Source organism: Pseudomonas sp. R3-41, from assembly GCF_054161485.1.
Genome location: NZ_CP096421.1, coordinates 2,616,475 through 2,640,622, shown reverse-complemented (window position 1 = coordinate 2,640,622; position 24,148 = coordinate 2,616,475). Strand labels below are relative to the sequence as shown.

The 24,148-nt window shown below is 56.7% G+C and carries 26 protein-coding genes and 2 pseudogenes; 25 read left to right on the top strand and 3 right to left on the bottom strand.

Annotated elements, in window-relative coordinates; all coding sequences use genetic code 11:
- Nucleotides 1-15: 15 nt before the first annotated feature.
- Nucleotides 16-1,200: an efflux RND transporter periplasmic adaptor subunit gene (locus M1D99_RS11985; protein WP_458131878.1), complete on the bottom strand. Its 1,185-nt coding sequence runs from the start codon at nucleotides 1,198-1,200 to the stop codon at nucleotides 16-18.
- A 116-nt stretch (nucleotides 1,201-1,316) separates the two neighbouring features.
- Between M1D99_RS11985 and M1D99_RS11980 the strand changes: the two genes are divergently transcribed.
- From M1D99_RS11980 to M1D99_RS11920, 13 genes are all read left to right on the top strand, one after another.
- Nucleotides 1,317-1,952 (top strand): TetR/AcrR family transcriptional regulator, encoded by a 636-nt coding sequence (locus M1D99_RS11980; RefSeq protein ID WP_458131877.1) that lies wholly within the window; start codon nucleotides 1,317-1,319, stop codon nucleotides 1,950-1,952.
- 58 nt (nucleotides 1,953-2,010) lie between these two features.
- Entirely contained in the window at nucleotides 2,011-3,492 is a 1,482-nt protein-coding gene (locus M1D99_RS11975; protein ID WP_458131876.1) for an AdeC/AdeK/OprM family multidrug efflux complex outer membrane factor, read from the top strand.
- 296 nt (nucleotides 3,493-3,788) lie between these two features.
- Complete coding sequence (locus tag M1D99_RS11970; protein WP_458131875.1) at nucleotides 3,789-4,538, top strand: hypothetical protein; 750 nt, start codon at nucleotides 3,789-3,791, stop codon at nucleotides 4,536-4,538.
- A gap of 115 nt (nucleotides 4,539-4,653) precedes the next feature.
- Nucleotides 4,654-4,884, top strand: a complete 231-nt coding sequence (locus tag M1D99_RS11965; RefSeq protein WP_253547706.1) for an AlpA family transcriptional regulator — start codon at nucleotides 4,654-4,656, stop codon at nucleotides 4,882-4,884.
- Between the two features lie 4 nt (nucleotides 4,885-4,888).
- Complete coding sequence (locus tag M1D99_RS11960; RefSeq protein ID WP_458131874.1) at nucleotides 4,889-5,731, top strand: ParA family protein; 843 nt, start codon at nucleotides 4,889-4,891, stop codon at nucleotides 5,729-5,731.
- Between the two features lie 84 nt (nucleotides 5,732-5,815).
- Nucleotides 5,816-6,025: a hypothetical protein gene (locus M1D99_RS11955; RefSeq protein ID WP_025214459.1), complete on the top strand. Its 210-nt coding sequence runs from the start codon at nucleotides 5,816-5,818 to the stop codon at nucleotides 6,023-6,025.
- A gap of 14 nt (nucleotides 6,026-6,039) precedes the next feature.
- Nucleotides 6,040-7,623 carry a ParB family protein gene (locus M1D99_RS11950; RefSeq protein WP_458131873.1) on the top strand — a complete coding sequence of 528 codons (1,584 nt, stop codon included), beginning with the start codon at nucleotides 6,040-6,042 and terminating at the stop codon, nucleotides 7,621-7,623.
- Nucleotides 7,620-8,168 (top strand): DUF2857 domain-containing protein, encoded by a 549-nt coding sequence (locus tag M1D99_RS11945; RefSeq protein ID WP_039011304.1) that lies wholly within the window; start codon nucleotides 7,620-7,622, stop codon nucleotides 8,166-8,168. Before M1D99_RS11950 ends, M1D99_RS11945 begins: the two co-directional genes overlap by 4 nt.
- Nucleotides 8,165-9,352, top strand: coding sequence for an STY4528 family pathogenicity island replication protein (locus M1D99_RS11940; protein ID WP_458131872.1), 1,188 nt, complete (start codon nucleotides 8,165-8,167; stop codon nucleotides 9,350-9,352). Before M1D99_RS11945 ends, M1D99_RS11940 begins: the two co-directional genes overlap by 4 nt.
- A 144-nt stretch (nucleotides 9,353-9,496) precedes the next feature.
- Nucleotides 9,497-10,252 (top strand): PFL_4669 family integrating conjugative element protein, encoded by a 756-nt coding sequence (locus tag M1D99_RS11935; protein ID WP_458131871.1) that lies wholly within the window; start codon nucleotides 9,497-9,499, stop codon nucleotides 10,250-10,252.
- The gene (locus tag M1D99_RS11930) at nucleotides 10,249-10,767 is read left to right on the top strand and encodes a DUF3158 family protein (RefSeq protein ID WP_458131870.1); all 519 of its coding nucleotides are present in this window, start codon (nucleotides 10,249-10,251) and stop codon (nucleotides 10,765-10,767) included. Before M1D99_RS11935 ends, M1D99_RS11930 begins: the two co-directional genes overlap by 4 nt.
- Nucleotides 10,764-11,234, top strand: a complete 471-nt coding sequence (locus M1D99_RS11925; protein WP_458131869.1) for a single-stranded DNA-binding protein — start codon at nucleotides 10,764-10,766, stop codon at nucleotides 11,232-11,234. The genes M1D99_RS11930 and M1D99_RS11925 overlap by 4 nt, the downstream gene beginning before the upstream one ends.
- 222 nt (nucleotides 11,235-11,456) lie before the next feature.
- Complete coding sequence (locus M1D99_RS11920) at nucleotides 11,457-13,424, top strand: DNA topoisomerase III (RefSeq protein ID WP_458131868.1); 1,968 nt, start codon at nucleotides 11,457-11,459, stop codon at nucleotides 13,422-13,424.
- A gap of 43 nt (nucleotides 13,425-13,467) precedes the next feature.
- On the opposite strand, the gene M1D99_RS11915 is transcribed toward M1D99_RS11920, so the two are convergent.
- Nucleotides 13,468-13,731, bottom strand: a complete 264-nt coding sequence (locus tag M1D99_RS11915; protein WP_458131867.1) for a hypothetical protein — start codon at nucleotides 13,729-13,731, stop codon at nucleotides 13,468-13,470.
- Between the two features lie 209 nt (nucleotides 13,732-13,940).
- On the opposite strand from M1D99_RS11915, the gene M1D99_RS11910 reads away from it, so the two are divergent.
- The 12 genes and pseudogenes from M1D99_RS11910 (at nucleotide 13,941) to M1D99_RS11855 (ending at nucleotide 23,479) form a co-directional block, all read left to right on the top strand.
- Complete coding sequence (locus M1D99_RS11910) at nucleotides 13,941-14,282, top strand: helix-turn-helix domain-containing protein (RefSeq protein ID WP_458131866.1); 342 nt, start codon at nucleotides 13,941-13,943, stop codon at nucleotides 14,280-14,282.
- 869 nt (nucleotides 14,283-15,151) lie between these two features.
- The gene (locus M1D99_RS11905) at nucleotides 15,152-15,733 is read left to right on the top strand and encodes an STY4534 family ICE replication protein (protein WP_458131865.1); all 582 of its coding nucleotides are present in this window, start codon (nucleotides 15,152-15,154) and stop codon (nucleotides 15,731-15,733) included.
- Between the two features lie 69 nt (nucleotides 15,734-15,802).
- The gene (locus M1D99_RS11900) at nucleotides 15,803-16,060 is read left to right on the top strand and encodes a hypothetical protein (protein ID WP_458131864.1); all 258 of its coding nucleotides are present in this window, start codon (nucleotides 15,803-15,805) and stop codon (nucleotides 16,058-16,060) included.
- A 101-nt stretch (nucleotides 16,061-16,161) separates the two neighbouring features.
- Nucleotides 16,162-16,657: pseudogene (gene radC, locus M1D99_RS11895) on the top strand (RadC family protein).
- Between the two features lie 52 nt (nucleotides 16,658-16,709).
- The gene (locus M1D99_RS11890; RefSeq protein WP_458131863.1) at nucleotides 16,710-17,474 is read left to right on the top strand and encodes a DUF5983 family protein; all 765 of its coding nucleotides are present in this window, start codon (nucleotides 16,710-16,712) and stop codon (nucleotides 17,472-17,474) included.
- 89 nt (nucleotides 17,475-17,563) lie between these two features.
- Nucleotides 17,564-18,103, top strand: a complete 540-nt coding sequence (pilL2, locus tag M1D99_RS11885; RefSeq protein ID WP_458131862.1) for a PFGI-1 class ICE element type IV pilus protein PilL2 — start codon at nucleotides 17,564-17,566, stop codon at nucleotides 18,101-18,103.
- A pseudogene (locus M1D99_RS11880) lies at nucleotides 18,100-18,772 on the top strand (chemotaxis protein). The gene pilL2 and the pseudogene M1D99_RS11880 overlap by 4 nt, the downstream one beginning before the upstream one ends.
- Nucleotides 18,773-18,781: 9 nt before the next feature.
- Nucleotides 18,782-19,501, top strand: a complete 720-nt coding sequence (locus M1D99_RS11875; RefSeq protein ID WP_458131861.1) for a TIGR03759 family integrating conjugative element protein — start codon at nucleotides 18,782-18,784, stop codon at nucleotides 19,499-19,501.
- A complete protein-coding gene (locus M1D99_RS11870; protein ID WP_458131860.1) occupies nucleotides 19,483-20,031 on the top strand; it encodes a lytic transglycosylase in 549 nt (182 codons plus the stop codon). Before M1D99_RS11875 ends, M1D99_RS11870 begins: the two co-directional genes overlap by 19 nt.
- Nucleotides 20,028-20,543 (top strand): integrating conjugative element protein, encoded by a 516-nt coding sequence (locus M1D99_RS11865; protein ID WP_458131859.1) that lies wholly within the window; start codon nucleotides 20,028-20,030, stop codon nucleotides 20,541-20,543. Before M1D99_RS11870 ends, M1D99_RS11865 begins: the two co-directional genes overlap by 4 nt.
- Nucleotides 20,544-20,552: 9 nt before the next feature.
- Entirely contained in the window at nucleotides 20,553-22,658 is a 2,106-nt protein-coding gene (gene traD, locus M1D99_RS11860) for a type IV conjugative transfer system coupling protein TraD (protein WP_458131858.1), read from the top strand.
- An 89-nt stretch (nucleotides 22,659-22,747) separates the two neighbouring features.
- Nucleotides 22,748-23,479, top strand: coding sequence for a TIGR03747 family integrating conjugative element membrane protein (locus M1D99_RS11855; RefSeq protein ID WP_458131857.1), 732 nt, complete (start codon nucleotides 22,748-22,750; stop codon nucleotides 23,477-23,479).
- Nucleotides 23,480-23,499: 20 nt separating this feature from the next.
- Here the strand turns inward: M1D99_RS11855 and M1D99_RS11850 are convergent, their stop codons facing one another.
- Complete coding sequence (locus M1D99_RS11850) at nucleotides 23,500-24,081, bottom strand: hypothetical protein (protein ID WP_458131856.1); 582 nt, start codon at nucleotides 24,079-24,081, stop codon at nucleotides 23,500-23,502.
- Nucleotides 24,082-24,148: the final 67 nt, after the last annotated feature.

The following is a 24,148-nucleotide window of genomic DNA, read 5'->3' as shown; positions in this document are numbered from 1 at the left end:
GTTATTTACTCAAGCTCAGCGAAGATCAGAGGATGTGTTAGCCAGCGCTGCAGGTTGCGATTGCCAGGGCACTGGCTTGACCTCAACTCCTGGGGATGCACGCTGTTGGCCGTCAATAACCAATTGATCTCCTGCGTTGAGCCCGCTGCGAATCAGCCACTGATCCCCAATAGTACGCTCGGTCTCCAACTCCCGACGTTCAAGTTTGTTACTTGTCCCCACCACATAGGCCATCGGTTTTCCCCTGCTATCTCTCGACACCGCTTGCTGCGGCACGAGTAGCCCTTGTTCCTTCACGCCCTCTTCCAACACCGCGCGTACATACATGCCGGGCAATAAATCCGTGTGAGGATTCGGGAAGATTGCACGTAGCGTGATCGCGCCTGTGTCTTGATCGACCGTTACGTCCGAAAACTCAAGCGTCCCTTCAAATGGATAGAAACTGCCGTCTTCAAGCCGCAGTCTGACCTTTGCAGCACTGGCACCGCTCTTTTGAATATCCCCTTGGGCCATCGCTTTCTTGAGACGCAGTAATGCAGCGCTTGGCTGGGTGACATCGACGTAGATCGGATCGAGCTGCTGGATAGTTGCCATGGCCGTAGCTTGACTGGCGGTAACCAACGCTCCCGGTGTGATACTGGATTTGCCGATGCGACCTGAAATAGGTGCATCAACATGCGTGTACGCCAAGTTGATACGACTGCTTTCAACATTTGCCTTGGCCGACGACACATCCGCCTCAGTCTGGCCCAGAGAAGAGATAGCATCGTCGTAGTCCTGGCGGCTTATCGCGTTGACGGAGGCCAACTCCTTGTAGCGATCACTCTTTAGCCGAACGGAGGTAAGGGTTGCTTGAGCCTTGGACAGAGCGGCCTGGTTACTGCTGTAAGTCGCCTTGTAGGTCGCGGGGTCAATGGAATACAGCACCTCGCCAGCCTTTACTTCGCTGCCTTCGATAAAGCTGCGCTTTAAGACAATACCATTCACTTGAGGCCTCACCTCTGCAATCAGGAAAGGTACCGTGCGGCCCGGAAGTTCTGTGGTGAAAACCACGCGCTGTGGTTTTACCGATAGCGTCCCGACTTCGGGAGTGCCGGGAGCCGGTGGAGGTCCGCCGGGAGGCTTTCCACAAGCCGTCAAAACACTGATCGACACGATGGTCGCCACTAACATCAGGCGATTGGAAGATGCAAGACACATAGAGAGCTCCAGAAACGACTCGGAATAACGATACCAACCTGTATCCTTATATTTTGACAGTCTTCTTCCGTCAAGCAATAATGGTACAGCTGGGTATCGAAATAAGAGGATTTACGGTGCGATTACTCTCGGAAGTGAAGCGCGATGCCATTCTTCAGGCAGCAGCAAAAGTCTTTCAGGAAGAGGGATTTGAGGCAGCCTCCATGGCTGGCATAGCGGCCCAGATCGGCGGCTCCAAATCCACGCTTTATCGCTATTACAGCTCCAAAGAGGAGCTCTTCGCGGCGGTCAGTCATCAAGTGGCCAAGAAGCAGATTCTGCCGAGCCTGGAAAAGCTATTGACCAGTCAAAGCAAAGACTTGCCTGCGATGCTCAGGGAGTTCGGAGAAACCTCTCTCGCGGTAGTTGCCAGTGAGTCATCGATAAAAACGTTACGGATCGTTATCAGCGAATCGGGACGCAGCGACATCGGCAATCTTTTCGTCGCAGCTGGGCCAAAGGTCGCAATGCAATTACTGACAGAGTTTTTCAAAGGTCGAATGGAGGCGGGGGTAATGCGTAAGTCAGATCCTGAGGTCGCCACGCGACACCTAATCGCCCTTTTGGATTCCGAGACGGTGTTTCCGCTCCTGATGGGCGTCAGGGAAGGACTGTCCAGCGCTGAGCTAAAGGATGCCGTCCACCGAGCTATTGACACGTTTTTAAGCGGCTACAGTGCAGGCGATAGCACCCAGTCAAAACTGGGTACCTGAACCATCGCACTTGGGTTCAATAAACAGAAGAATGATTAAACTATTCGGAGGATGGGTGATGAAGAAGTCCCTACTGTGCCTGGCAGTTGCTGCATCTATCCTGGGCGGCTGCTCGCTGAACCCTGATTATGAACGCCCCATTCCACCGGTAGATGCCCGATATCCTCAAGGCCAAGCATATGCCTCCAAGGACGCTGACGTAGTAGCCGCGGAACAAGGGTGGCGACAGATCTTCAAGGATCCAACCTTACAGCAATTGATTCAGACCTCGCTCGAACACAATCGCGATCTCAAAGTAGCTGCGTTGAATATTGAGGCCTATCAAGCCCAGTATCAGATTCAACGCAGTTCGCTATTTCCGTCCGTATCGGCGGATACAGGTCTGACGCGGCAGCGCACACCCGCGGACCTCTCGCAGACCGGACGCTCCGATATATCCAGCCAATACTCTGCCAAGCTGGGCATCAGCTCCTATGAACTGGACCTGTTTGGTCGAGTGCGCAGCCTCAATCAAAAAGCCCTAGAGACCTACCTATCCAGTGAAGATGCGCGGCGTTCGACACAGATCAGCCTAGTCGCCAGCGTCGCCAATGCGTACTTCACCTGGCAAGCCGATGAGGCATTGCTCAAGCTGACTGAAGACACCGTAGCAGCGTATGCACAAAGCCGGGACCTGACCCAGCGCAGCCGTGATGTAGGCGCGTCATCGGCGCTGGACCTGGCCCAGGCGCGCAGCCTAGTAGAGAGTGCTCGAGTCAGCCTCGCCACCTATCAACGCCAAGTTGCGCAAGATAAAAATAGCTTGGTTTTGCTGCTAGGCACTCACTTGCCCGATAACCTTCCGTCAGGCAAGCCACTTGATGGAGACTTAATCGCCAAGGTACCGGCAGGCTTGCCGTCTGATCTATTGACGCGACGTCCGGATATTCTTGAAGCGGAACACACGCTCAAGGCATCAAATGCCGATATCGGTGCATCCCGCGCAGCCTTTTTCCCAAGCATTTCTCTGACGGCCAATGCGGGCACCTCGAGTGCCGAACTCTCGGGGCTTTTCAAAGGCGGCTCTGGTAGCTGGCTATTCAGCCCGAGTATCAGCTTGCCAATTTTCAACGCTGGCAACCTGCGAGCCAGCCTCGATTACTCGAAAATCCAAAAAGACATCAATATAGCCAAATATGAAAAATCGATTCAAACCGCTTTTCAGGAGGTGTCAGACGGATTGGCTTCGCGCAAGACCTACATTGAACAGCTTCAGGCCCAACGCGATTATGTTCACTCCAACCAGCAATACCGAGATCTAGCGGAATACCGCTACCGCGTCGGGATAGACAGCAACCTGACATTCCTGGATGCCCAACGCTCGCTATTCAATGCACAGCAATCACTGATCCGCGATCGGTTATCACAGCTGACCAGCGAGGCGAACCTCTACAAAGCCTTAGGAGGTGGGTGGATCGAAAATACCGGTCCGGCGCATGCCACTCAAAACGCTGACGTAAATACGATTAGTCACCTAGCCATTGGCCGGCCCTCCTCCTGAATAGCATCAGAGTCTTCGGCACCTGGTCAGCCTCAACCTCAGAGGACCATCAGGTTGGTACCGACCAGAGCGCCGACAGATAAAGGTTCGGGATATAACCGCCTGGCAAAGATCATAGCAAGTGGCCGAAGCAAATTAGCTAGCTTTACCAAGGTAAACAACATTGAACAATCGGTATGCAGTTGAGTGACCTCACCGAGTAACGAATCCAAATAAACAGCTGCTGCCATCAGCCAGGCTGATGTAGATATGTTTCGCGGGAGGCTGATCCATAAGGAATGGAGGTCCATTCGCACATGTCTTCAAACAACTTTAACCCGCAGGCTAAAACCTTCTATCGGCCCATCGACGCAGCATTGCGTTGGTGCAACCTCATTCGTTACGAAGCGCAGATCGTGAAAGCGGCTTGGTCTTGCCCGGAAAAGCTCTGGAGCCTGTTTCCTCAATGGCCGTGCCTACAGGCCAATACTGACAAAATTTATGACGCCGTCCGCAATGGCGAATTACCGTATGGCTCCTTCGGTATTTCGGTCCCCATGGGCACCCCCGTAGAGCTCACTCTGTTGACCGTTAGACACTCCGACTTACGTCTTTGGATGCAGATCTACCACCCCGATCAGCGGCCCAAATTTTTGTTCGAGTCGAACGGCGACCCTCGAGACAAAATCAGCCTGGGTGTCTACTTTGCACTCCAGGCCGAGCGGGATGCTCTCCTGCAAGAGCGCGATGCTCTGCAACGTCAGCTCCAAGATGTCGAAGCTGACCTTCAGGCACTCGGACTTGAGCAGGAAAGCCTGAAAGCGTTGGTAAAAACGCAGGAACAGCTCAGCGATCGTAGTGAACACACCTACCTACAGATCATCGGTGCCTTGGTCAACACTGTCTTGGACGTGTCGCCCGCAGGTAAACCTCTTTCCGTGTTCAAGAGCCAAGCCGCAATCGTCGATGCTTTAACCGCGCGCCACAATGACACTCCCGGCCTCAGCAAACGAACGCTGGATAAAAAGTTCGCGGCAGCCAATCGCGCTCTCAAAAAAACCACCTGAACCAAATCATTGCACTGCGATGCCCTTGATTGCAGTGCAATGACCCCACTTCTTTTCTGCTATTCAATTCGGATCACTTCCCACCACGCGCCAAGCGGCGCCAGGAGTGACCAACATGTCCAATTCATCCGTCTCGCTCGCTGACAGCCCTCAACCACCGGCCGAACGTCACATCATGCGGCGTGACGAAGTGGAGCGGAAAACCGGCTTCAAGCGTGCGCACATCTACAACTTGATGAAGGAAGGTAAATTCCCTCATGCCAAACGTATTGGACTGCGCGCCGTCGGCTGGGACTCGCTGGAGATCGAACAATGGATCACTGAGCGTTTGGCGCAGCAGGCCTGATGTCATGCGTGTGGTATCAGTGGTGTCCACAAAAGGTGGAGTAGGCAAAACCACAGTGGCTGCCAATCTCGGCGGTCTGCTGGCGGATGCTGGCCTACGCGTCCTGCTGCTTGATCTGGATAGCCAACCCACCCTCTCCAGCTATTACGCCTTGAACCACGAGGCCATCGCCGGTGCGTACGAACTCATTGCGCTCAACCATACAGATCCTGCGCAAATAATTTCCACGACGGAGGTCGTCGGTCTCGATCTGATCCTCTCCAACGACGATCAAGGCCGACTGAGCACTTTGCTGCTGCACGCCCCTGACGGGCGATTGCGGCTGCGCAATTTGCTCGACCATTTCCGCTCCAGTTATGACCTTCTGTTGATCGACACCCAAGGCGCACGTAGCGTGCTGCTGGAGATGGCCGTCCTGGCGTCCGATCTCGCTCTTTCTCCCATAACGCCGGAAATGCTCGCCGCCCGCGAACTGCGCCGCGGCACCTTGAAGCTGCTCAGCGAACTCGAACCGTTCCGACACCTGGGCATTCCACCACCACCTTTGAGACTGCTGCTGAACCAGGTAAATAGCATCCGAGTAGACACGCGGATGATCATCCGTGGCCTGCATGAGGCCTTCGCTGGGGCTCCCAACATCTCAGTTCTAGACACGGTAGTTCCAGACCGAGTGGCTTATCTCAACGCCGCCTCCCTTGGTCTACCCGCCCATCGAATCGAGACTCGCCAGCCACGTGAACGACGTTCGCAATCAGCGCTGGAAACTATGCAAGCGCTGGCCATCGAATTATTTCCGGAATGGCGCGAAGCGATTTCTAGAGTGAGCAGATACGCAGAGGTTCGATAAGGCGAATTCCGACGACAGTGTTTCTCGCCGAATCATTTTGTTTGTTCAACCTTGAGGCCAACAGCGTTTGGCCAGGAGTCTTTGATGTTGGCTCAGTTTCCCATCATCGTTCAGCCAGCCATTCGACAAGATCACCCACCAAGCGAGGAGTACTGCACCGTGGTCTTTCGCCTGCAGGGTGGGCGCTCGGCCATGGGTGGGTTTCTCGCGGAACTGTCTCGGTATTTCGAAGGTTCGGGTACAGCCGAGATTGTTAAGTTCAAGGTCGGTGACCATTTGCGCAACCGGCGCTAACTGAGGCTGTTCAAATGAAAAAGCTCAGTCCGGAGGAGATCACCGACAAACTGCACCAGGACCATTTTCCTCGGGGTCCAGAACTGGAGCGACTGTCCGATCCAGTCATCGGCACCCCGATGCTAGTCACGCTGGAGCAGTTGCGGCCCTACGAACACAACCCACGCTTCATCCGCAACCCGCTGTATGACGACATAAAAGCCTCGATTCGTGAACGCGGGCTGGATCAACCACCGCCGATTACCCGCCGCCCGGGAGAAACCTATTTCATCATCCGCAACGGCGGTAATACGCGCTTGGCAATTCTCGGCGAGTTGTGGCAGGAAACCCGCGATGAACGCTTCTTCCGTATTCATTGCCTGTTCCGACCCTGGAGCAGTGAAATCACTGCCCTACTCGGCCATCTGGCTGAAAGCGATCTGCACGGCCAACTCACCTTCATTGAGCGTGCTCTGGCAGTAGCCAAACTCAAAACCATGTTCGAACCAGATGGAGCGGCACTTTCGCAACGAGAGCTGGCACGACGTCTTGCCGCTGGGGGCTACCCCATTTCACAGTCGCACATCAGCCGGATGCTGGACACCCTTGAATATTTACTGCCCGCCATTCCACAAACACTATATGCCGGGCTGGGAAAACCAAAAATTGAACGCCTGATTGGTCTGCGTAGCCAGGCTGAACGAACCTGGAATCGTTATCCAACCGACGCCATCGCTTTTTCCGAGTTTTGGCTCGACACCTTAGGGCAATTTGATGCCAACCCAGAGTCCTTCGACCTTGAGCAAATCCAGGATGAACTGCTCGAACGCATGAGCCGCTTACTCGGACAGTCCTACCGCATGTTGGCCTTGGAGCTGGGCGATACCCAGCGGGTCATCCGGACGCCCGGCTTTGACATCATGCTCCCAGAGAACAACCCTCTGCCGAGCATCAATGAACCCGCGGCCGAGCCCCCTCCCTCCGAGTCGCATTCCAAATCAGCTGAAACCAGGACGCAGACCGAAACAGAGCGAGAGGAACAGCTCGCACTGCCCGTAACGAACGTGGGATCAGCCGTCAGCCGTCCGTCACGTGTCCAGCAGATCCGCGAACAGATTGATCGCGCCACTGCCACCGAACCAGCACAGACTGTTGAAACCTGCCCGATCGACGACATCTGGATCATTGCGCCAACACTGGATACCCCCGAACAACTGCGTTTAGCCATTGCCGGTCTGGCTCGGGAAATGGCGGCCTATGCCGGACATCCCGAGAGCATCATCGATCAGACGCATGGCTTGGGCTTCGCCCTGAGCATAGAGCAACTTGATCTTGCTGCGCCTCGTGCGGCCGGCGTTCACCTGATGCTTCTGGCCTTATTGCGCGCTCAAGACGACGTCAGCTGGGAGGATCGCAAGCAACTGCCCTCAGCACTGTTCGGCCAGTTGCTGCTGGGGGTCTACCACCTCCCACTGATAAATCGTCCGACCATGGACGTAGGATTGGAGCGACTGCCCGACGATCTGTTAATCAAACTGTATCGCCTGGTCCGTCTGGCCCGTCGCTTGATCGACCTAACGCTTACTCATGAAGCTGATACACCGAAGGAGTTGCCATGAACCTATCCTTCAATGTGCTCAACCAGGCCATGCTGACCCAGATCCTTCACGAGTTGCGCCTGGGTAACTTGCAACGCTGCAAGGCCCTCGGACTGGGTGAAGACGAGATCTACCTGTTGCAATCCTTACCGCCCACCACACTGTCACGCCTGGCCCATGCCACCGTCCCCTGGGTTGAGGTCAAGATTGATTCGCCGGTGCTGCATCGGTTGATCGACCAGGCCGAACGCGACGAACAGAACGAGCGGCTGATCAACCGAGCGCTCAAGCTCGGTGCCAGCAGTACCATCATGTATCAGTGCTTCGGCTTGGCGCATTCGGAAACCGCCCTGCGTCGACGTCTGCTCAAGATAGAAACCCGTAAGGGCCGTCCTCAGAACTTGAGCGAGGCGCAGGAACATGCACTCTGGCAGCGTTGGTGCCAACTACGCGATCAGGACGGTGCTGAGGATCAGCTCGACGCCATGATGATGCTGGCGGAGGAGCAACAGATCAGCTTGACCATCGTTTGGCAGCAGATCGACCATTACAGCAACGGAACATGAACACTGTCCCGTCCGGTCGCTGGCAACGTGTCCTGCAGCAATGCACCCAACAACTAAGTGAACACTGGCCCCGACGCCCCACCACTGAACCTCCTTCCAATCAGGCCCTGCCGGCGGGCTTTTTGTTCAGTGGTCAATCCCATGAAGTGGTGCCGCGTCGGCTGCTGCTGGACAGTCGCCTGACGCCATTGGAACGGAATGCCTGGCAAGTATTTCGACTCATGCTGCAAGGTCAGGGCGTGGTCACGCCGCGCTATGAAGATCTGCAGCCTTACTTGTCGAGCGTGCCCTACGGTGCATCAGCCTCCCGTGAAACCATCGCTCGCGTCTTGACGATGCTCAGGCTGACTCGCTGGCTCAGTTTGGTAAGTCGTGGCCGCGATCAGCTCAGCGGGCGCCTACAAGGTTCTCTGTACGTCCTGCATGATGAACCGTTAACCCCCGCCGAAGCCATGGAGCTGGACCAGGATTACCTGGAGCTCGCCGGACACGCCCTCGATCATGCAACCAAGGCGGTGCGAATTGTCGCTCAGCATGTTTTGGAGGAAATCCGCCAAGACACCGATATCGATTTGGGTCGACTCCCCACCCGGCTCGACAGTTGGAGCGACCATTGGACACAACAAGGATTGGATAAGGCGCCCGATGAAGCGTTACACGATTCCGAACTGGGTGGCGATCACCGCGTTCGGAATCGTGCGGGACCTCGTTCGGATTCCGAACCGGGTCTGAACGCCCATGTTTCCGGCAGCGTTCGGAATCCGAATGCCGCCTGTACTGTATTAAAAGAAAGTATTTGTACGGTACCGCGCGCGACCCCGGCGGTGGATGACCTGCACTGGCCTGATCCGCTGTACCTGAGTTCAAGCGAGCGGCAGGCCGTCACCGTGACGCTGAACAAGCTGAAACCAGCAGATCGGCAGGCGGTGCTCAACGAAGCGGGCGCGCGGTGTGCGGCAGGCAGCGTCCGCAAACCCGCGGCGTATCTGATGGGCCTGATCCAGCGGGCGCTGAAAGGCGATTTCCGCCCTTGGGCAGGTCAGGCTGAATCGTTACCCATGACAGAGCCGCCACCCGCTCCCCCGCGCCAACTTAGGAAAAAGGGCGAACCCGCCTCTGCCCTCGCCCAGGCGTGCCTGGATGAACTGCGCCAGCTGCGTGGCAAACGCCCTGGACGTCAGTAGATTTGATGCCACTGGCATCACTGTCGAGCGTGTCGAAAATCAACCGTCTCGAACCAAACCGAACACACCTCATTCAGCTTTTCGGCTGTCCTTGATCTTCATCTGTCGCAACGTTCCCGTCCAAGCCTATGCGAGGACGACACCGTGGCCGATCACTATCAGCTCAACCTGGGCTCATTGCGCAGCAGCATCACCCTGACACTGCACACCCACCACGCCGCCCGTATCTGGCAAGGTCGAACCGCACGCGAAGGCGTCCACTCGATCATGGGCATGGCGGGCTACATCAGCGTCACTAACCTGATCAAACAGGCCGCAGCGCAGGACGACCCTTATGCCGACTGGGCGATCGTGCAGCTCGAAGAAAAATTGATGCAGGCCAAGGCTGGGATGCTGGAACTGACCCAGCAGTTGGACCGGATCAGACAAGAACTGCCGACGCAGATCGACATGAGCGACAACCTCAATATCCATCCCGTCACCTTGCCGTTGTACATCGGCAGCCAACTGGGCTTCCTCGCCGTCTACCTGCTGACTGACTACGACACGCTGGTGCGGCATACCCTGTTGGCCCATCACACCGCCTTGATCGGTCGCCGAGACATGGAAGCCTGGATCGACGACGGCGCCCACCTGCTGCGCAGCCTGTTCGGTCAGGCGCAGCGCTATCGGCATGCAGGCGTCACCCGTGACGACATGGCGGCGAACAACGCTCGTGCTCTGGCGGCCATGGAGAAGTTTGGACTCCCCCCTATGGACATCCTTGAGGGACATCGCCGCTCCCAGTTCGCGCCACCCATCATTCGTCATGGTGCTGTGGCAGTGGATGGCGCTGACGCGTTAGCAGACGAAGCAGTAGAGCCATCTGCGACAGTCGATGAGCCGGAGGACGAAGTATGAAGCCCCTAATCCCGACTCAACCAATGCCCCTCGAAACACTAACACCGGATGCCTATCGACAGCTCGAACACGCTGCCTCCCTAAAAGGCCTTTTAAAACCTTTTAAGGGTAAGGGGGAGTTGGAGCACCTGGCGCAGGTGGCGAGGGAAATCGAGGCGCAGTTATGTCACCTGATGAAGGCTGTGGTGCAGCAAGCCGGACAGCCGCGTTACTCGCTGCTGGATATTCGATTGGTGCTGCAGAACACCAGTGCGGGCAGCACCTTTTTGCGATGGCGCACCCGCGATTTCGCCCGTATGGGCGTTGCGGTCTGGGAACGCCAAGTCTCCAACAAGGCGTTGCCCCAAGCCGTACGCGAGGGATTGCACCGTTTCGAATGCGAGCGCATTGCACTGAACTTGCAGATGAGCGTGGTGCATTCGCTCTACCGCCAGGCATCGACCTGCGCGATCAAAATGGCCAGTGCCGAACGGCTGCTGCGCCAGTTCACACCAGCAGCGGAGATATCACGATGAGTACTTTTTTCGTCGGCGAAGGCAACATCGGTAGTGCGCCAGAGTTCCAGGAGTTCCCGTCAGGCAATGACGAGCCACGGCGTTTGCTGCGGCTGAATGTGTACTTCGACAACCCCGTGCCACGCGATGGCAGCTTTGAGGATCGAGGCGGCTATTGGGCGCCGGTCGAGCTCTGGCACCGCGACGCTGAACACTGGAGCACGCTGTACCAGAAAGGTATGCGCGTGTTAGTCGAAGGCCGCACCGTGCGCGACGAGTGGGAGGACAGCGAAGACAATGCGCGGGTGACCTTCAAGATCGAGGCGCGTCGTGTCGGCATCCTGCCTCATCGCGTGCAGAACGTGGTCATGCGGGATCGCTCCAGCGAATCAACCTCGTCTGCGGCTCACGTCGGGCAGGCTACAGACCAGGCCAGCTCGGCTGCGTCGAAGTCCAAAAAGCGCAGAGGGCAGCCACCATCGGCATGACTAACTTGAGGCATAAAAATTGCGCCTTTGCGCGAAGTGCCTGGCCTGTCATTACTCGCTGCTCGTGAAGCACTGTCGTCCACGTGACTCCAAGGTAGTAGCCTCACTCCCAATCAAGACTGCCCTCACCGACTAATATGAGGAACCTGCCATTCAGGTTTCTCATAGCTCGCCACTGCTGTTTCCAACAACGCTGCTCCGAACTCAACCCGGAGCAGTTCTATGCGTCTCTTTCTCTGCGAGAAACCCTCCCAAGGTCGTGACATCGCCAAGGTTCTCGGAGCCAGCCGACGTGGCGATGGTTGCTTGATCGGACGCGAGACAACCGTTACCTGGTGTATCGGTCACCTGCTGGAAACGGCCCCACCTGAAGCCTATGGCGATCAGTACAAAACCTGGTCGTTGGATCATCTACCGATCATTCCCGAGCAGTGGAGGGTTGAGGTCAAACCCAAGACTGTCGCGCAGTTCAAAATCATCAAACAGCTGCTCAGCGAAGCTACCACCGTCGTCATCGCCACTGACGCCGATCGCGAAGGTGAAATGATTGCCCGCGAGTTACTAGAGCTCTGCAACTATCGTGGTTCTGTTGAGCGCCTCTGGTTATCCGCACTCAACGAGGCGTCGATTCGCAAAGCACTGTCCTCGCTGAAGTCTAGTCAGGAGACCTTCCCGCTCTATTACTCAGCCCTCGCCCGCAGCCGCGCCGATTGGCTGATTGGTATGAACCTCAGTCGTTTGTTTACCCTCCTAGGACGGCGGGCGGGCTATGACGGCGTGCTGTCGGTTGGACGCGTCCAAACGCCCACTTTGCGCTTGGTGGTTGAACGAGACCGCGCGATTGCCAGCTTCGTCTCTGTGCCGTACTGGGTGCTGGATGTGCACCTGTCCTCAATGGGGCAACCCTTCATCGCATCGTGGATACCGCCAAGCTCAGGACGTGACGAAGCCGGTCGCTGCCTGCAGCAGGCGCTTGCCAGTCAGACCGTCCAAGCTATTTCTAGAAGCAAGACCGCCACCGTAGTCTCGCTGCAGACTGAGCATTTACGCGAAGCGCCACCCCTGCCTTTCGACCTGAGCACACTGCAAGAAGTCTGTTCACGCAAGTTGGGACTTGGCGCTCAGGAAACCCTGAACATCGCCCAAGCCTTGTATGAAACCCACAAAGCCACCAGCTATCCGCGCAGCGATTGCCGCTATTTGCCAGAGAGCATGTTCAACGAGGTCGCTGCGGTATTCGATGCCCTGCTCAGAATGGATCCCGCGTTACGCCCAGCGCTCGGAAGCATCGATCGATCATTGCGCTCACGAGCATGGAACGATGCCAAAATCACCGCGCACCACGCCATCATCCCCACCACCGAGCCAGCGAATCTCACGCGGATGTCCGAACAAGAGCGCCAAGTCTACGAACTGATTCGTAGCCACTACCTCGCGCAATTTCTGCCGCATCACGAGTTTGATCGAACCGAGGTCGAACTGGAGTGCGGCGAAGAACGGTTAACCGCTGTTGGCAAACAGATCCTGGTTCAAGGCTGGAAAGGCTTACTCTCCGACAACGCCGAAGACGATGAACCCAGTCAAAAATCCCAAGTATTGCCCGTCCTACAACAGGGTACACAGTGCGCAGTGGACGACGTCGAACTCAAGTCCATGCGCACCACTGCTCCCAAACCGCTCACCGAGGGCGATCTGATCAAGGCGATGAAGAACGTGGCCAAGCTGGTCAACGACCCACGCCTGAAACAGAAACTTCGGGACACCACCGGTATCGGTACCGAAGCCACGCGAGCCGGCATCATCAAGGGCTTGATTGATCGCGGTTATTTGTTGAAGAAAAAACGAGCTTTGATGGCCTCCGCAGCGGCCCATACCCTGATCGAGGCGGTGCCCGCTGCAGTCGCGGATCCGGGTATGACAGCGATCTGGGAGCAAGCGCTGGATGAAATCGAAGCGGGACGTCTGACCTTGGATGCATTCGTTGCCAAGCAGGCGCACTGGATTACGCAACTGATTGCAAACTGCGGAGCGCTCACTTTGTCGGTACCGGTCGAAGCCGGGCCGGCATGCCCCAATTGCAATGCCTCAATGCTCAGGCGTAAGGGAAAATCAGCGCCGTTCTGGTCATGCTCCCAGTACCCGGACTGCAAAGGCACTTTGCCGATCAGCAAAGGTATACGTCGTCCATAAGGCACCATGGATGTTCACATGGTTCTTGGGGTTGATGTACGGGTCAGTGCATCATCAACGGCACCTGCTCCTGCTCCTTCTCCAAGTCGCTTAGCGGTCGTCCGATTTCACGGGCCAAGGCGATGCCTGTCGCTATCCATATCTGCCCCAGCTCGTTGAACGCTTTCAGGTGAGCAGGATCTTCGTTAAGCCAGTGAACAAGGCTGTCGCGGTGTTCGGGGTTATCAGGGCAGTCATGGATCTTGATGAACAGCTCCAGTGTTCGATCCCAGATCAGGTCCATGTCGTGCTCTCGCTGCTCATCCATGCTCAAACTTGCCTCCATTTGGTCCTATCAGACCGCTCAGTCTCACTGGTCACTTCGGCCTCTGATTCCTGGAGGAATAGGTGTCACGTCGCGACAAACAGCTATTTCAGTCAATATAACAACCCTTTAAGTCGATACTCAACCGTTAAGGATGTTCATGTCAATGGGTCTTTGCTCAACCATTCGGGTTGAATTGGAGAACTCATCACTTGGCACATAAACATCCAACCCAAGCCCAAATCGGACGCATGATCGCGAAACACCGCACCCAGCGTAATCTGACCCAGGAAGAGGTGGCAGAACGCCTGGGAATCGGGAGCGAAGCCATTTCGCGCCTTGAGCGGGGTGTGGTGGAGCTTTCCGTGGTCAAGCTGATGCAACTGGCGGACATCTTCGACTGCCGGATGGATGAACTGCTGACGGAGTCGAGCAGTCGCCCCAACGACCAGGGCCAGATGATCGCAGGCCTGCTGAGCGGCCTTCACGAAAGCGACCGTGCCTTTATCCTGACGACCGTCGAACAGCTGGCCGCTCATCTCAGTAGCAAATAACCTCTTCACCCACTGGCTTGACGTCGTCCCACTCCCTCTGCTGTAGTGCCTCAGGATCATCGCTTACGGCGACCCAAGACCGATTCGCTCCGGGTAGCTCGGTCGGACTCCCTGAGTTCGGAGCCTTCTCTTCTGCGGAATTTCATTCCCGCTTTGTGCTCGACCGGATCAATGTGGCGGATGACCACTGTTGCCTCGACCAGGCAGCAGCGGTCATCCGCTACCGCGATCGCATTCAGTCCCGGAGCCCGCCGGGGAAATACTGGGCACCCTTTGTGCGCGGATGCGTGCCAGCGTATTCCGACCCAGGCCACGATAAGGGTCGGTTGGCGAATCATGGCGCAGTTAAATCAAGTTTTGCGAGGAGCTTGTCGACTGCGTCAGACCGCCTAAGGTGGCTTTTCTATTCCTCGCCTGGCACCCCGTCAGGCCCGCTCTTCATTTTTTTCAGTCCAATAATTTCCACTGTATTCCGGCTATAAAAAATCAGCTTACGGCGTCTTGACGCTCCCCTGTGACAGGCTTATACAAAGGCCGTGGTTCGCTGTCGTTGACAGCCCAGCCCAGGTAGCCTGAACCTTCAAGGCTACGCCACGGTTGTGGTGGTTTACCCAAGTGCGATCAGCATTCGGAGGCTCGCACGATTACCGCTTCAGCGGTGATGAATGCCCACTACCCTAGGTCCGCAGATATGCTGCGGATTTCTCCTCTGCTGCCCCCCTATTCTCCAGGCGCATCGATCTGATGGTCATCGGCTTGCCGGTGACGAGTCGTTCATCGTTCGCCTTCACCTAACCCACCCTGACGGGGACTCACTTCCCCGTCAGGGGCTGTGCGTCGCCGTTTTCCCTTGAAACAGGAGAACCACCATGGCCCACGCCAACCAATCTCAAGAAGCAACTACTTACTTCAATCTGCACACCGTCGGTATCGGCTACCTCAACCGTGTTCGTGAAGTACAAGTCCGCCGCGGCCAGCCGTTCATGGCCTGCGATATCGCGGCTCTGCACGGCGCCACTGATGCAGTCGAGTACACCCGCTTCGACTGCAAAGTCGCTGGGGGCGAAGCTGAGCGCTTGATCCGCCTCTATATGGATGCCGTCAATGCCGAGAAAAAGGTCTTGCTGTCATTCCGTATCGGCGACCTGTGGATTGACCCATTTCTCTATGAGAAAGGCGCTAAACAAGGCCAACCGGGCGCCAGCCTGAAAGGTCGTTTGCTCTTCATAGACTGGATCAAGGTCAACGGCGTATTCGAGTACAAAGCGCCTGCCAGGCAGGAGGCAACAGCACCTGCTGAGCCAGCGCCAAACAGTGAGCCATCCCCAACGTCGGCTGATGCCGAAGCTGAGGATACCGACAACCCAACAGAATCCGGGACAGAACCTGAATCTGCACCCACTCCCCGCACGGCCCGCCGTGTCGCCACACGTACTGTTCAGTCCGCCTGAACAATTCACGATGTTTACATCAAGGCGCTCAATCGAGCGCCTTTCTTCAATCCGCACAGGAGAACCCACATGGAATCCTTCTGGCTTTGCGACGATTGCCTGTTCGCTGCGGCTTACGAGGACTACAGCACGTTATCGCTCTACTACACGGCGGATGAAATCGAGAAACGCATCGCCGGTCTCCATCGCGGGCTGGTTCGGCTAATGCCCATCAGTGCCGACTTCGACCCCGAAACTGGCCGAGGCATAAGAACCTTCTCCCCATTGCCCTGCGCCGGTTGCGATTCACACCTGCACGGACAACGCCACCGATTCACTCGGTTGTAAACAGCGCGTCATCGCGCAACGCCCGTCATTTTATATCCACCTCGGGGACACCACTCCCCTCGGGTGTGTACCCCCCGGATTGTTCCCTTCGGAGGTACGCCATGAGCACCCCACTCACCCTGATTGAAACCTCGGATGTCGAGGCTGATCGTATCGCCCAGGAAAACCAGCTGATCGACGAAGCGCTGCACATTCTGGATCGCCGGCTATTCACCCGCGGCCCGAACCTGACGTCACCTGACGCCGTGGCCTCATATCTGAAACTTCATCTTGCGCAACAAGAGCATGAAGTTTTCGGTGTGATTTTTCTCGATGCCCGCCATCGCGTTCTGGCGTTCGAGATCCTCTTTCACGGCAGCATCGATGGCGCCAGTGTTTATCCCCCGCCAGGTCGTCAAGCGCTCCCTCGCACATAACGCAGCAGCCGCCATTTTTGTTCATAACCATCCCTCGGGATGTACGGAACCCAGCCAGGCAGATCGCGTCTTGACCGCACGGTTGAAGGAGGCCTTGGCGTTGATCGAGGTTCACGTACTGGATCACTTCATCGTGGGTGAAGGTCGCCCACTTTCTCTTGCCGAATACGGTTGGCTTTAACCCTTACAGGCGCCTTCGGGCGCCTTGTTCATTTTCATCCTGGAGAATACTCATGAACTCCACTACCCAAACCCCAGACATGCTGGGGGTCTCAAACCCATTCGTCCGCGGCTATGACAATCTATCTATCGAACGGCTGCTACTGATCACCTACGCAAACGACTGCCCTCCCTGCTTTCGCTCCATACACGACTCACAAGCTCATCTACTCGATGATGCGCTGGAACTGTTCGCCTGCCTGTTCAACGACGACTTCGCTCTGATCAGCGAGGGGCAGGCCATTCCGGATGAATTGGATGAACACTTCCAGTCCATCGGGCTGGTGCGGCAAGTGATCTATGCCGTGACTGGCGAAATGCTCAACGAACGACATCATGTCGGTGACCTTTACTCCTTGGAAGAAGCCCAAGCCATGGTCCATCGTTTGAGCTTCGACACAGGACACTACAGTCGAGCCTGGGAGATCAGTACCGCACACCTCACTGACGAAACACTGCGCCACTTGCAAAGCCGGGTTGGCAATTTTGAATCCAAGCCAACCGGACTGCTGTTTGAACCCTTTGCCCTACCAGACTGCAATGGCGTCGGGTGTAAGCTGATCGGCACGCCCTGGACCGACGATAACTTGGTTAAGATCGAGGGCAATCCTTACTCGTCGTTGAGGCAAGAACAGCTCGACGCCGGTACGCCGGAGGCTTTGGTCAACGTACTGTATCTGGCGGCATTGGCGGATGTGAGGTTGTTGATTTTCGACCCCGACGCTGCCGTCTTGGATGGGCTCGCCATTTATGACGAAATAGCAACGCGTCCAACTTAAACACGACCCGTCTTGAATCAACTTACTCACTGAATCGCTCCATCACCTCATGTCAGGTTCTGCACTGAATCTGACATGAGGTTTTTTCCATGGAGCGTTTTTTCACGCCTGTCTGCCTGCTGGGTTTATTGAGCGCCTGCACGGCGCAGATCCCCACCCCATTGCCGACTAGTCCAGAAAATGCCGGTGGTTCCAATCGGGCCCAGCTTTCGAGGAGTACAGCCGAAGAGAGTCACCCGACAGAGCTCCGCTATGGCCGCTATACGCTGGTCAGCACCGAGCCCACGGCAGAGCAACGTGATCTTCTCGCTCAAATCATTGACGTGAGCATTCCACCCAACCTGAATCCTTCGGTACAGGAAGCGATGCACTACGTGCTGCAGCGCTCAGGTTATTCGCTCTGCCCTGCTGCCGAACCAGTAAAAATACTGTTTACCCGGCCTCTGCCCGCCGCCCATTACCGGCTCGGCCCGATCTCACTACGCAACGCGCTACAAGTACTGGCTGGCCCCGCCTGGCAACTCACGGTCGATAAGGTTAGCCGTTCGGTCTGCTTCGAACGGCAGAAAAATGGCGGCACGGTGCGGGTCACGCCAACCTCGTCCCATCAGTGGGAGGCGCGTCCATGAAAGCCTCGGCATTTCAAACCCTCATTGTCGGGTCACTTTGCCTGGCGGTCTCCGGGCTAAGTGGTGGTTTGTATAACCAGTATCAACGCATGACCGAGCTGGAAAATGCGAACGCCCAACGCGTACAAACCCTGGATACCCTGCAACGTGATTCAAGCGCCCTCTTGGACGCACAGGAGAAGCTGCAGTACGCGCTGAAAGACCTGAAGCAGATGGTCGATACCGGTGAGCAACAGGCCAATACCCTCGATCCGATGTTGGATCAATGGGCGCAAGAGATACAGGAGCTACGCGACGGTCTGGCAGACCGTGCCACCGAGGCCGACATGATCGCGCTGCGCGCAAGACTTGAGCACGTCGAGCAGCAACTCCTGGACCTCAAGACCCAGCCATTACTACCACCCCCGACGCCTTCCTCGGCCAAGCCGAAAAAAAACCGCTCAGCCAAAGCCTGCCCCGCTCCTGCCGCCATTTTCAGTGTTGAGCGTCGAGTACCGCGGTGGCGAGCGCTTTCTGGCGGTCGCACCTCCTGACAGTCGCTCGCTCAATGATATCCAGTTGCTGCACAACGGCGAGCAGTTCGGCACATGGCAACTGAAGGTGCTGGAGCCGAACGCGGTTATCTTCGCGGTGACCGCTCACCCAGACCAGACCGTGCACCTCCCTTGAGAAGCGATCATGAACAGAGCTCCGCTGAGCCCCATCGTCTGTTTCATTTCATTGCTGAGCACGGGCGCTGCGCTGGGCAACCCCGTCACGACACCGTCACGGACCCAGGACACGCAGTCTGCTCCGCTGGAGCGTTCGCACTCTGAACAGGCGGCAAGCTGGGGTCTGACGGAGCAGGAGTGGACACGCTTCGAACAGATCCAAGCCGGCCCGCGTGGGTACTGGAGCCCGAATCTCGATCCGCTGACTGCACTCGGCGTCGAAGCAGAGAACGACCAAGAGCGTCAGCGCTATGCCGAATTGCAGGTAGCGCTGGAAGCCAAACGTGCCGAGCGCGAGCTGGCTTACCAAAACGCCTACACCGCAGCTTGGGCCAGGCTGTTTCCTGGACTGTTGCCGATTCAGGGTATGGCATCCCCGCCCGCTGCTAGCTCACCGGTAGAGCCGCGCCGTGCTCTGTTTGTCGAAGACCATTGCCCTGCGTGCACCGCCGAAGCGCAGCGTTTGCAAAGCAGTGATACGGCGCTTGATATTTATCTGGTGGGCAGCCAAGGCGAGGATGAACGCGTCCGTCGCTGGGCTCGGCAAGCGGACATCGATCCAGCCAAGGTCCAACGCCGGCAGATCACACTGAACCATGACCGTGGTCGCTGGTTCAGCCTGGGAGCCCCGAGACCGTTACCCGTCACATTTCAGCAGGTGAACGGACAATGGCAACGTCTCGATTGATTGCTATTGCGCTCCTGCTGACGGTGCACGCCGTCCGGGCAGACGAACTTCCGCCTCCGGCTTATCAACTGGCAGCGCATGACGCCAACGTCCCTTCCACGGTGTTGTTCGCGATTGCCCTGCAGGAGAGTGGCGCCCGCCTCCGTGGTCGACTGCTGCCCTGGCCCTGGACGCTGAATATTGCCGGTAGCCCTTACCGTTTCGCCAATCGGCAGACCGCCTGTCACGCCTTGCTTCAGGCGCTTGCTCGGTATGACGCCAAGCGGGTCGATGCGGGACTTGGGCAAATCAACCTGGGTTATCACGGACAACGTTTTTCCAGTCCCTGCGAAGCACTTGAACCCTACCGCAATCTGGCCGTGACTGCCGCGCTGCTGCAAGAGCATCACGCCGTTACCGGTGATTGGGCGTCAGCCGCTGGCCGCTATCACCGCCCGGCAGGAGGGACACTGGCCGCGCGTTACCGCGCCGGCTTTTCTCAACAACTCGAACGACTGCAGGTTTCCTTTAAACAGGGCACACCACCATGAAGCGAATTCCCAATGCGTATTACTTCGCCGTGCTCTTGGCTGCGCTCGCCCAGCCGGGACTGTCGTTTGCAGAAGTTCAGCCTGGCGGTTTCACCCGCCCCCAGTTTGAAGCTGTCAGGCCGCCAATAAACAACAAGACCCAGCCTGCTCGGGCCATACATGCAGACCTATCTGCATTTGCCGATGAAACCTGGATACTGCCCGTGCGCAGCTCTCACTTGAGCCCAGGCCAAATCACAACTCGTACCCTGGACATGCCGGGCTTGCAGCCATTTTTCCTTGTCGGGGAGGATCCCCAATCGTTGGCTTGGCTGCATCAGCGCGCGACTGAACTGCAAGAAATGGGGGCGGCCGGCCTCGCCGTCGAAGTGACCGATACTGAAGCCCTGGCCCGAATTCGCGCAGCCGCGCCGGGCATCACCATCCTACCGGTCAACGGCAACGACATCGCCTCTCGCCTGAAAATTGAGCACTACCCTGTCTTAATCACAGCCACCTCACTGGAACAGTGAGTCTGGGTCATGGCCGAGCATGCGATGGAGTCCAAACTCCGGCCCGCAGTTGAGCTGTATACCGTGGCGATCTGCGTCGCCGCGGCGGGGTTATGCGTGTATTCGCCCTGGGCCGTGGCCCTATCACCCGAGATCGGTCTGATTGCGGCTCTGGCCTATGCCCTGTTCGGTTTGATCCGCCTCCGACAAGCCTGGGAGGTGTTGCGCTATCGGCGCAATATCCGCCGGCTGCCTCGCTACGAACTGACCAGCCGGCAGATTCCGGTGAGCCGCAAACGTCTGTTCATGGGGCGCGGCTTTCGCTGGACCCGCTTGCACACCCAGCGCTTGGTCGAGGCCCAGGATCCGGCCGTCGCTCACTACGTCGATCAACCGACCCGTTACCGCCTGGCACGTGGACTCGAACGTCGCCTAGAACATGCACCGTTTCCGCTCTCGACACTGGCCCGTGTCACGGCCTGGGACAGCGCCTTTAATCCGTTGCGCCCTTTACCTCCAGTCGGTGGCTCACCGCTGTTGCATGGGGTCGAGCCCGACGAAACGGAAGTCAGTCTGCCGCTGGGCGAACGAGTCGGACACACCCTCGTGCTGGGCACGACCCGTGTTGGCAAGACGCGGCTCGCCGAGGTGTACATCACCCAAGACATCCATCGAGTTGAACACGAGGTGGTGATCGTCTTCGATCCGAAGGGCGATGCCGATTTGCTCAAACGCATGTACGTCGAAGCCAAACGTGCAGGTCGAGAAAAGGAATTCTATGTTTTCCATCTAGGCTGGCCGGAGATCTCCGCCCGCTACAACGCCGTGGGTCGTTTCGGGCGCATCTCGGAAGTGGCGTCGCGCATCGCTGGACAGCTCAGTGGCGAAGGTAACTCGGCGGCGTTTCGCGAGTTCGCCTGGCGTTTCGTCAACATCATCGCCCGCGCCCTGATCGAGTTGGGCCGACGTCCGGACTATCTGCAAATCCAACGGCATGTGGTCAACATCGACGCATTGTTCATCGAATATGCCCAGCATTTTTTCGCCAGAACTGATCCAAAAGCGTGGGAAGTGATCGTCCAGCTTGAAGGCAAACTCACCGAGAAGAATATTCCCCGGCATATGGTCGGACGAGAAAAACGCGTGGTGGCCATCGAGCAGTACCTGGCGGTGAAGCGGGTATTTGATCCAGTAATGGACGGGCTGCGTTCGGCGGTACGCTATGACCGTACCTACTTCGACAAAATCGTGGCTTCGCTACTGCCGCTACTGGAGAAACTCACCACCGGCAAGACAGCCCAGTTACTGGCCCCCAACTACACCGATTTAGATGACCCGCGGCCGATCTTCGACTGGATGCAGATCATCCGAAAACGCGGCATCGTTTATGTCGGCCTCGATGCGCTGACCGATGCCGAGGTGGCCGCCGCGGTGGGCAACTCCATGTTTGCCGATTTGGTCTCGGTCGCGGGCCATATTTACAAACATGGCATTGACCATGGTCTGCCCCAATCGGACAGCACCGCTGGCAAGCTGCCGATCAACCTGCACGCCGATGAATTCAACGAGTTGATGGGCGATGAATTCATCCCGCTAATCAACAAGGGCGGTGGCGCCGGCATCCAGGTAACGGCCTACACCCAGACCCTTAGCGATATCGAAGCGCGCATTGGTAACCGCTCCAAGGCCGGCCAAGTCATTGGTAACTTCAACACCCTGCAGATGCTCCGCGTGCGCGAGACGGCCACCGCTGAATTGCTCACCCAGCAGTTGCCCAAGGTCAACGTGCTAACCAAGACCCTTGTCTCGGGTGCTACCGACACCTCCGATCCTGAGGCCAACACAGACTTCACGTCCTCCTCGCAGGATCGCGTCAGCAGCACCAGCGTGCCGTTGATCGAGCCCGCTCATATCGTCAGCTTGCCCAAGGGGCAAATGTTCTCCTTCCAGGCCGGTGGGCAGCTCTGGAAAGTCCGCATGCCTTTGCCTAAGCCCTCCAACGAGAATGCCATGCCCAAGGACCTGCAGGAGCTTACCCAGCAGATGCGGGCCACTTACAACGAACAGGCGGGCCAATGGTGGAGTGCGAGCGGTGGCGGCCCGACAACCAACTTCGATCTGGATCAGGTGGGGTAGCCCGCCCCGCTACAGGTTTTGATTCAGCAAACACGTATACGGCAGGCGCAGTGGCAGCAGCAACTTAACGGTGCGCAATGGAGTAAAGGATGGCGACTTCCGTACAGAACACGCCGCCACAACCGATCCAACGCTCGGGATTGATCGTCTCGGTTATTGGCTTGGTCTTACGCATCATCGGTTTGCTGATCGCCTCGTTGCTGTTCTCGATACTCATCGAGTTCGCCGGTTTGCTGCTGTTCTGGGGCGAGCAGGGTTGGCGGCACAGCCAAGCCATGTTGAATAGCGAATTGGGTTGGCTCAGCGAGCACTTCAAATCCTCACTGATCATTCAACAACCCGGGCAGACGATTGGCCAGTGGCTGGACTTTCTCAATCAGTGGTTGTTGGTCAAGACCGGCTTTGCGGACTTTGCCCAACAGGCGCGAGTGTCGAGTCAGGGCAACGGTTTCTGGAGTTGGATCAACCAGCTCTACGTAAGCATTGAGGATTTCGTGCTGGCTGCAGTGTATGTGGCCTTCACTTTCGTGGTGCGCCTGACCATTCTCGTCATGGCCACACCACTATTTTTGTTGGTCTCGTTCACCGGTTTTGTCGATGGTTTGATGCGTCGCGATCTACGCAAATTTGGAGCAGGACGAGAAAGCAGCTTTGTCTATCACCGCGCTAAGCGAGCTGTATTTCCACTGCTGATCGTACCCTGGATTATTTACCTATCCCTACCGTTTTCGCTCAACCCTATAGCGGTTTTTTTGCCTTGCGCGGTGATGCTCGGGATAGCAACCGCTATCACCGCGGCGACATTCAAAAAATACATTTAATAGAACGCACTGCGGGCGTGCTAAACCATTCCGGTCAATTTAGCCAATACCGCGACGATATAACCGCCAATGATAGACAAACCAATGATACCCCATGGCCGCTGCCACCAATCACTCGTGGAAGATGGCGGCATTGATTGCTGATAAAAATTGATGTGGCCGATCTGATTTGCGTTGACTTGGGTTGCGGCACCATTCTGCATCGAGCTGCGCCAGTGAGCTTCCTCAATACGTTCAAGCTGGACCTGAACACGCCCTCTGAGATGTCTAGCGGAAAGGAGCAATTGCTTTCCAACAATCATTACACCCAGCAACCCGAGAAACAGAAAATTCCCATAGCTGAGTGGTTTTTCCTGGTTGAGAGTAGGCGCGTTGCTCCAAACTAAACCGATGAAGGGCGATGTGATTTGGTAAATAGCAGCTATCAAGTTTTGCATCAGCCCACCCAGATGCCCAAAGATCTCTGACTCAGCGAGTTTCTCCGCTTGACGGTGTAGGGAAATCAACAACGAGACAAAATAAAATAATGCACCAAAGACCATCAAGGAGAGGCCCACGCCCTGCCGAATACGATACCGCCAAATTGCTTGTTGAATGTTCACCCTTTGCACTCACTCTTCGTTAACTGATTTCGTTGGAGCTTATCTGCGCCCCGCTAGCGACGTTGTT